This is a genomic window from Stenotrophomonas sp. P5_A8, from assembly GCF_056400545.1.
Genome location: NZ_JBFULB010000189.1, coordinates 1 through 7,453 on the forward strand (window position 1 = coordinate 1; position 7,453 = coordinate 7,453).

A 7,453-nucleotide genomic window follows, 5' to 3' on the forward strand; every position below is an offset into this window, starting at 1 on the left:
AGGCGGAGATGGTCATCCATCTACATAGCAATGCCGACGACAACGGAACCGCGCGCGGTGCGCGCGTCATCGTCCAAGCAGGGCGCCCTGATGATCAGGCACTTGCGAGCAGTGTGCTTTGTTCGATGAAGGAGGCAATACAGAGTCGGCCCGGCTACGAGTCGTTCGTGGTGGCGACGAAGCCGCATGTAGACAATAAAGGGGAGAACAGGGAGGCGAAGATGCCCTCGATCATCGTCGAAACTGCCTTTCACACCAATCCCGAGGATGCCAAGGCATTGCTCGATCCGGTGTTTCGCACCGCGTCGATGAAGGGGGTGGAGAAGGGCTATCGCCTCTGGGCCGCAGGCAAGGACTGCACGGCTTTTGAACTGGGTCCGATTGAGGACTTTTCCCTTCCCATTGGTGGCGCTTCCGAGTTGACGCTGAAAGTGCAGGGAAATCCCCAGTTTCCAGTGACGCTCGAAACCCATGTGGCCGGATGCTCGGAACAAGGGGCCTGCGACGCCTACACCAAGGTGTTCGATGATCCCGACGTGCCGATGCTGGTGCAGACCGGGTGCCAGGGCAGCGGGTCAGGCGTGGCGGACTGGTCGGCCCGGATGATCGATGCCGACGGCGTGGCCACGGCCCCGGTGACCTATCGGCAGGTATGCGGCCGAGGATGACCACAGGTCTGGCGCAGAAAAGGTTCTTCGCCCCTATGATGGGGCCCTCACGGGCGCGACAAACCCGAGCGGAGACGCCAGCCGATCCAAGCGGCGCCTGCACACCCGGCCACCCGCGCAGGGTCGTGCTCACGCTGCGACGGCCCTTGCAACAAGATGTTCCCCGCAGGGGCGAAGAGCCAAAAAAAGGCCGGCGCATCGCGCCGGCCTCCGTGAATCACCGTGCAGCGGGCTTGCCTCAGCCCAGCTCACCCTTCGCATCCAGGTAGCGCTCGGCATCCAGCGCGGCCATGCAGCCGAAGCCGGCCGAGGTGATCGCCTGGCGGTAGTGCTGGTCGGCCACGTCGCCGGCGGCGAACACGCCCTCGACCGAGGTCTGGGTGGCGTTGCCGCCCAGGCCCGAGCGGATGTCCAGGTAACCGTTGTTCATGGTCAGCTGGCCGTCGAACAGGCTGGTGTTGGGGTGGTGGCCGATGGCCACGAAGAAGCCGTGGGCCTCGATGTCGCGGGTGCTGCCGTCCAGCGTGGACTTGACCCGCACGCCGGTGACGCCGGCATCGTTGCCCAGCACTTCATCGACCTGGTGGTGCCACACGGTCTCGATCTTGCCGGCCGCCACCTTGGCGAACAGCTTGTCCTGCATGATCTTTTCCGCCTTGAGGGTGTCGCGGCGGTGGACCAGGTAGACCTTGCGGGCGATGTTGGACAGGTACAGCGCCTCTTCCACGGCGGTGTTGCCGCCGCCGACCACGACCACGTCCTGGTCACGGTAGAAGAAGCCGTCGCAGGTGGCGCAGGCAGACACGCCGCGGCCCTTGAAGGCCTCTTCCGATTCGATGCCCAGGTACTTGGCGGTCGCGCCGGTGGCGATGATCAGCGCGTCGCAGGTGTACTCGGCACTGTCGCCGATCAGCTTGAACGGGCGCTGGGCCAGGTCGGCGGTGTGGATATGGTCGAAGATCACCTCGGTCTCGAAGCGCTCGGCATGGGCCTGCATGCGCGTCATCAGGTCCGGGCCCATCAGGCCATGCGCGTCGCCGGGCCAGTTGTCCACTTCGGTGGTGGTCATCAGCTGGCCACCCTGCTGCAGTCCGGTGATCACCACCGGCTTGAGGTTGGCGCGCGCGGCATAGACAGCGGCGGTCCAGCCGGCCGGGCCGGAGCCGAGGATGACGAGCTTCTGGTGGCGGGAGGGCAGGGAATGGCTCATGTAGACTCGCGTAAATGGTGATGGGGCGGGACGCCGGCGGTGATTGCGTGGCGTCCGGGACAAGCCATAGAGTGGCGGCAGGGGCGGGGCGATTCAAGGCGACCGGTGGAGCGGGGCGACCTGCGGGGCATGTCGGCGCCTCCCGTGTCGAAGTTTTGACAGGGGCCGGGCCGGGTGGGCGTGCCGACCAACGGTCGACACCTACCGGGGTGCCAGCCAGTCGTTTATTATCAAGCACTAACAGTGCATTCCCAAGGTGTGGTCTAAGGTGGCGAAGCAGCTCCCGGAACGATCCAAGTCTCCCGACAGCAAACCGTCGCGCAAGGCTGCGGCGGCGCCTGCGCCTGCCGATAATCCGGGCCGTCAGCGTMTGTGGCGCGACCTCGGCCTGATCGCGATCGCCCCGGCGCTGCTGTATCTGGTCGCCAGCCTGTTCACCTATTCGGCCACCGACCCCGGCTGGTCGCACACCGGCAGCGTGGTCGCGCCCATCCACAACATGGGCGGCCGGGTCGGGGCGTGGATCGCCGACGTGCTGCTGCAGCTGTTTGGCTACATCGCCTTCGTGCTGCCGATCGTGCTCGGCGCGCTGGCCTGGATCGCCATGTTCGGGCTCAAGCGTGAAAGCAAGGGCGAGCATGACCTGGACCCGGCGCTGCGGTTGGTTGGCCTGGTCGGCTTCCTGATCGCCGGCACCGGCTTCCTGCATGTGCGTCTGTTCACTGGCGATGTCGCCCATGCCGGCGGCATTCTCGGCCGGCTGGTGGGCAACTCGCTCAGCGCCGGGTTCGGTGCGCTGGGTGCGAATCTGTTCGTGCTGGTGCTGCTGCTGGCCTCGATCACCCTGGCCACGGGCATCTCCTGGTTCGTGGTGATGGAGAAGATCGGTCGCTGGGTACTGGCGCTGCCGCCGCTGTTCAACAAGAAGAAAGAGCAGGCCACCGAGTGGCAGCAGACCCGCGCCATGCGCGAGGAGCGCCAGGAAGTGCGCAAGGTCGATGCGGAGGTGCGTGCCAAGCGCGAGCCGGTCAAGATCGAGCCGCGCCCCGAGCCGGTGCTGGAAAAGAGCGACCGGGCCAAGCGCGAGACCCAGATCCCGATGTTCCGCGGGGTCAATGGCGATGGCTCGGACCTGCCGCCGCTGGCGCTGCTGGACGATCCCAAGCCGCAGCCCAAGGGCTACGACGAAGACACGCTGGAAACGCTGTCGCGGCAGATCGAGTTCAAGCTCAAGGATTTCCGCATCGAAGCGCAGGTGGTGGGCGCCTATCCGGGTCCGGTGATCACCCGTTTCGAGATCGAGCCGGCGCCGGGCATCAAGGTCAGCCAGATCAGCTCGCTGGACAAGGACATTGCCCGTGGCCTGTCGGTGAAGTCGGTGCGCGTGGTTGACGTGATTCCGGGCAAGTCGGTGGTGGGCCTGGAAATCCCCAACGTCACCCGCGAAATGATCTACCTGTCCGAACTGTTGCGCTCCAAGGAGTACGACAAGTCGACCAGTCCGCTGACCCTTGCCCTGGGCAAGGACATCGCCGGGCGCCCGACCGTGGCCGACCTGGCGCGCATGCCGCATCTGCTGGTGGCAGGCACGACCGGTTCGGGCAAGTCGGTGGCGGTCAACGCCATGGTGCTCAGCCTGCTGTACAAGGCGTCGCCCAAAGACCTGCGGATGCTGATGATCGACCCGAAGATGCTCGAGCTGAGCGTCTACCAGGGCATTCCGCATCTGTTGGCGCCGGTGGTGACCGACATGAAGGAAGCCGCCAACGGCCTGCGCTGGTGCGTGGCCGAAATGGAACGGCGCTACAAGCTGATGAGCGCGGTGGGCGTGCGCAACCTGGCCGGCTTCAACAAKAAGGTCAAGGATGCCGAGGACGCCGGGCAGCCGATGATGGACCCGTTGTTCAAGCCGAATCCGGAACTGGGCGAAGCGCCGCGCCCGCTGGAGACGCTGCCGTTCATCGTGATCTTCATCGACGAATTCGCCGACATGATGATGATCGTCGGCAAGAAGGTTGAAGAACTGATCGCGCGCCTGGCGCAGAAGGCACGTGCGGCCGGCATCCACCTGATCCTTGCCACCCAGCGCCCGTCGGTAGATGTGATCACCGGCCTGATCAAGGCCAACATTCCCACCCGCATCGGCTTCCAGGTCAGTTCCAAGATCGATTCGCGCACCATTCTGGACCAGTCCGGTGCGGAGACCCTGCTGGGCCACGGCGACATGCTGTACCTGCCGCCGGGTACCGCGTTGCCCGATCGCGTCCACGGTGCGTTCGTGTCCGACGAGGAAGTGCACCGCGTGGTCGAGCACCTCAAGGCCAGCGGCCCGGCCGATTACATCAGCGGTGTGTTGGACGAAGTGCAGATGATGGGCGATGGCGTGGTAGTAGGCGCCGGTGGCCTGCCCGAGGCCAGCAGCGGCGGCGGCGACGAATCCGATCCGCTGTATGACGAGGCGCTGCGCATCGTCACCGAAACCCGCCGCGCGTCGATTTCCGGCGTGCAGCGCCGGCTCAAGATCGGTTACAACCGCGCCGCGCGCCTGATCGAAGCGATGGAAATGGCCGGCGTGGTCAGTCCGCCCGAACATAATGGCGACCGCAGCGTGCTGGCGCCGCCGCCGCCGAAGTAACGGCGCGAGATCGTGGAAGGGGGGGCGATGCGTGCATTGCCCCTTTCGATGCTCACCCCGCACGCGGTTGTGTTGCACGCCTCGACCGCCCCCTCTCGCCCGCACCCGCCTGCACAAGGAACCCGCAATGAAGTCGATGCTGTGGTTGGTGTTGGGCGGCCTGGCCTTCGCGCCGGCCCTGGCGCGCGCCGATACGCAGTCGTCGCCTTCAGCACCCGCCCCGGTGCCAGCCTCGGCCGCATCCGGCACGCCGGGCGGGCAGGGCACGCCGACCGAGGCGCAGGCCAGCAACAACTTCAGCTTCGTGCGTTACCGTGCCGATTACGTGGTGCGCCCGGACGCGGGCAACACCCAGACCGAAGAGTACGACATCCTGCTCAAGACCAAGTCGGCGGTCGAGCAGTTCAGCCAGGTGCGGCTGAGCTACAGCGAAAAGATGGAAACCCTGGAGGTGCTGGCCGCCTATACGCTCACCGCCGACGGCCAGCGCCGCGACGTGCCGGCCGACCGCATCTACACCCAGGAGAGCTACTCCAGCGCGGCTGCGGCGATGTATGCCGACCGCAAGGTGCGGGTGGTGGTGTTTCCCAACCTGGCCCCGGGTACGCGGCTGGTCTACAAGACCCGGCGGACCCAGAACACACCGTACTTCCCCGGCTACTTCGGGCTGTGGGAAACCTTCAGCGTGTTCACCCAGTACGACGACGCACGGGTGACGCTGTCGGCACCGGCCGCGCTGCCGATGTTGGTGCAGCAGCGCGATGTGCAGGGCAGTGACCGACCGAAGATCCGTGACGGCCAGGCCACGTGGGAGTGGCGCTACCAGCGCCGCGAGCCGATGCAGGCGCAGAACTGGTCGGCCGCGGCGTGGGAGTTCAGCCCCACCATCATGGCCAGCACCTACCGCGACTGGGCGCAGGTGGCCAGCGCCTACCAGCGCAAAGGGGGCGAGGCTGCCAGGGTGACCCCTGGCATCCAGGCGCTGGCCGACCAGCTCACCGCAGGCATCACCGATCGCCGCGACCAAGCGGCGGCGCTGTACCGCTGGGTCTCGCAGAACATCCGCTACGTGGCGGTGTACCTGGGCAATGGCGGGCTGGAGCCGAATCCGGCGCAGAGCATCCTCGACAACCACTATGGCGACTGCAAGGACCACGTGGTGATCCTGGAGGCGCTGCTGGCTGCGCGTGGCATCCAGAGCAGTCCGGTGCTGATCGGTGCGGGCGGCGGCCCGAGCCTGCCGGCGGTTCCGCTACTGGGGCGGTTCAACCATGCCATCACCTACATCCCCGAATTCGATCTCTACCTGGACTCGACCAGTGCCTATGCACGGTTTGGCCAGTTGCCCGACGGTGACCTGGGCGCGCCGGTGCTGCTGACCCGGCAGGCAACAGTGGCGCGCACCCCGGATAACGATGCCAGCCGCAATGGCAATGGCCTGGACGTCAGTTTCCGCTTCGACGCAAAAGGCGATCTGGCCGGCCAGACCGTGCTGCAGCCGAGCGAGATCAGCGAAATCGGCATGCGGGGATCGTTCGCGCGTCTCAATGCGCAGAACCGGGCGCGGGTGGAGGAATCGATCATGGCCTCGTCCGGGTTCGACGGCACCGGCGCGCTCACCCTGTTGGGCGATCCGCAGGACCTGAGCCGCCCATTCAACTATCGCTACGATTTCCATGCCAGCGACTACGTCGACTTCGGCGTGGTCGGCGGCATGCCCTTGCCCGATGCGCCCGGCGGCGAGTCCTTCCGCGATATCTACACCACCACCTCGGCCCCGGACAACGCCACGCCGTTTTATTGCACCGACAGCCTTCGCGAGGAAACCTACCGGCTGCAGTTCCCGGTGGGCGTGCCGATCGTGGCGATCCCGCGCCGCCAGCAGTTCCGCAACCCGGCGGGGGAGTACCGGCTGGACTGGAGCCGCGAGGGCCAGACCATCGTTGCCCGCCATCGGCTGCAGCAGCGCGCGGTGCGCGGCGCGCAGGCGCTGTGTCAGTCGCAGGACTATCCCGCGTTCCGCGAACTGTACCAGCAGGTGCGGCGCGGTTTTCGTGGGCAGGTGGTGTATGGCGACCTGAAGACGGTGCAGGCAAACCCGTAGCCCGTCAACGCCGCGCTGCGCGGGTGCGTCGACGCGGCGCATACTACTGCCMTGATCGCCCATTCAGGTTTCCATGGGCACACTCCGATCCATCCTTTCCATATGTCCCGGATACTGCCATGAACACCTCTTTCCGCCGCTACCTCGTTGCCGCCACCCTGGTCGTGGCCAGTGTCGGGTCGGCCTCGGCCTGGGCCGGCGCCCGCGATGAGCTCAACCGTTTCACTCAAGGCCTGAAGGGCCTCGATGGACAGTTCAGCCAGCAGGTGTTTGACAGCAAGGGCAAGGTCAAGGAGAACACCAGTGGTCGCGTCGCGCTGTCCGCGCCGCGTCTGTTCCGTTGGGAATACATCAAGCCGCACGAACAGCTGATCGTGGCCGACGGCAAGAAGGTCTGGGTGTACGAGAAGGATCTGGAGCAGGCCACTGTCCGCGCGCAGGGCGCCGAAGAGCAGAACAGCCCGCTCACCGCACTGATCAATCCGGCGTTGCTGGACAAGCAGTACGACGTGAGCGAAGAGGCCGCAGCGCGCGATGGCCTGCAGTGGTTGTCGCTCAGCCCCAAGCGCGAGACCGACACCGCCTTCCAGTACGCCGCGCTGGGCTTCAACGCCCAGGGCCTGGCGCGCATGGAAGTGGTGGATGCAGTGGGTCAGCGCACGGTGATCAACTTCACCGGTTGGAAGCGCAACCCGGGCTTTGCCGCCGGTACCTTCAGCTTCGCACCGCCCAAGGGCACCGACGTCATCGGCGAGTAAGGCGGGGGCGCTCATCGCCGCGTTCAATCGCAGGATGGCGTCGGGACGGGGTAGAGCCAGGCCATGCCTGGCTGGGCC

At 66.1% G+C, this 7,453-nt stretch carries 5 protein-coding genes; 4 read left to right on the top strand and 1 reads right to left on the bottom strand.

The features are described from left to right. A partial coding sequence (locus tag AC1DQP_RS13470; protein ID WP_478051780.1) for an N-acetylmuramoyl-L-alanine amidase family protein occupies nt 1-668 on the top strand: 668 nt, incomplete at its 5' end. A gap of 238 nt (nt 669-906) precedes the next feature. Here AC1DQP_RS13470 and trxB read toward each other — a convergent pair. Next, a complete protein-coding gene (trxB, locus tag AC1DQP_RS13475) occupies nt 907-1,878 on the bottom strand; it encodes a thioredoxin-disulfide reductase (protein ID WP_256776711.1) in 972 nt (323 codons plus the stop codon). Nucleotides 1,879-2,146: 268 nt separating this feature from the next. Here trxB and AC1DQP_RS13480 point away from each other — a divergent pair, with 268 nt between their 5' ends. The 3 genes from AC1DQP_RS13480 (at nt 2,147) to lolA (ending at nt 7,375) form a co-directional block, all read left to right on the top strand. Further along, nucleotides 2,147-4,513: a DNA translocase FtsK gene (locus AC1DQP_RS13480; protein ID WP_478051781.1), complete on the top strand. Its 2,367-nt coding sequence runs from the start codon at nt 2,147-2,149 to the stop codon at nt 4,511-4,513. Nucleotides 4,514-4,640: 127 nt separating this feature from the next. Beyond that, nucleotides 4,641-6,617, top strand: coding sequence for a DUF3857 domain-containing protein (locus AC1DQP_RS13485; RefSeq protein WP_478051782.1), 1,977 nt, complete (start codon nt 4,641-4,643; stop codon nt 6,615-6,617). A gap of 119 nt (nt 6,618-6,736) precedes the next feature. Continuing rightward, nucleotides 6,737-7,375: an outer membrane lipoprotein periplasmic chaperone LolA gene (lolA, locus tag AC1DQP_RS13490; RefSeq protein WP_457320530.1), complete on the top strand. Its 639-nt coding sequence runs from the start codon at nt 6,737-6,739 to the stop codon at nt 7,373-7,375. The last annotated feature ends 78 nt before the right edge of the window (nt 7,376-7,453 follow it).

What these genes read in the sequence shown, in the direction of transcription:
- AC1DQP_RS13485 (WP_478051782.1), top strand. Translation starts at nt 4,641, where the DNA reads ATGAAGTCGATGCTGTGGTTGGTGTTGGGCGGCCTGGCCTTCGCGCCG.
- trxB (WP_256776711.1), bottom strand. Translation starts at nt 1,878, where the DNA reads ATGAGCCATTCCCTGCCCTCCCGCCACCAGAAGCTCGTCATCCTCGGC.
- lolA (WP_457320530.1), top strand. Translation starts at nt 6,737, where the DNA reads ATGAACACCTCTTTCCGCCGCTACCTCGTTGCCGCCACCCTGGTCGTG.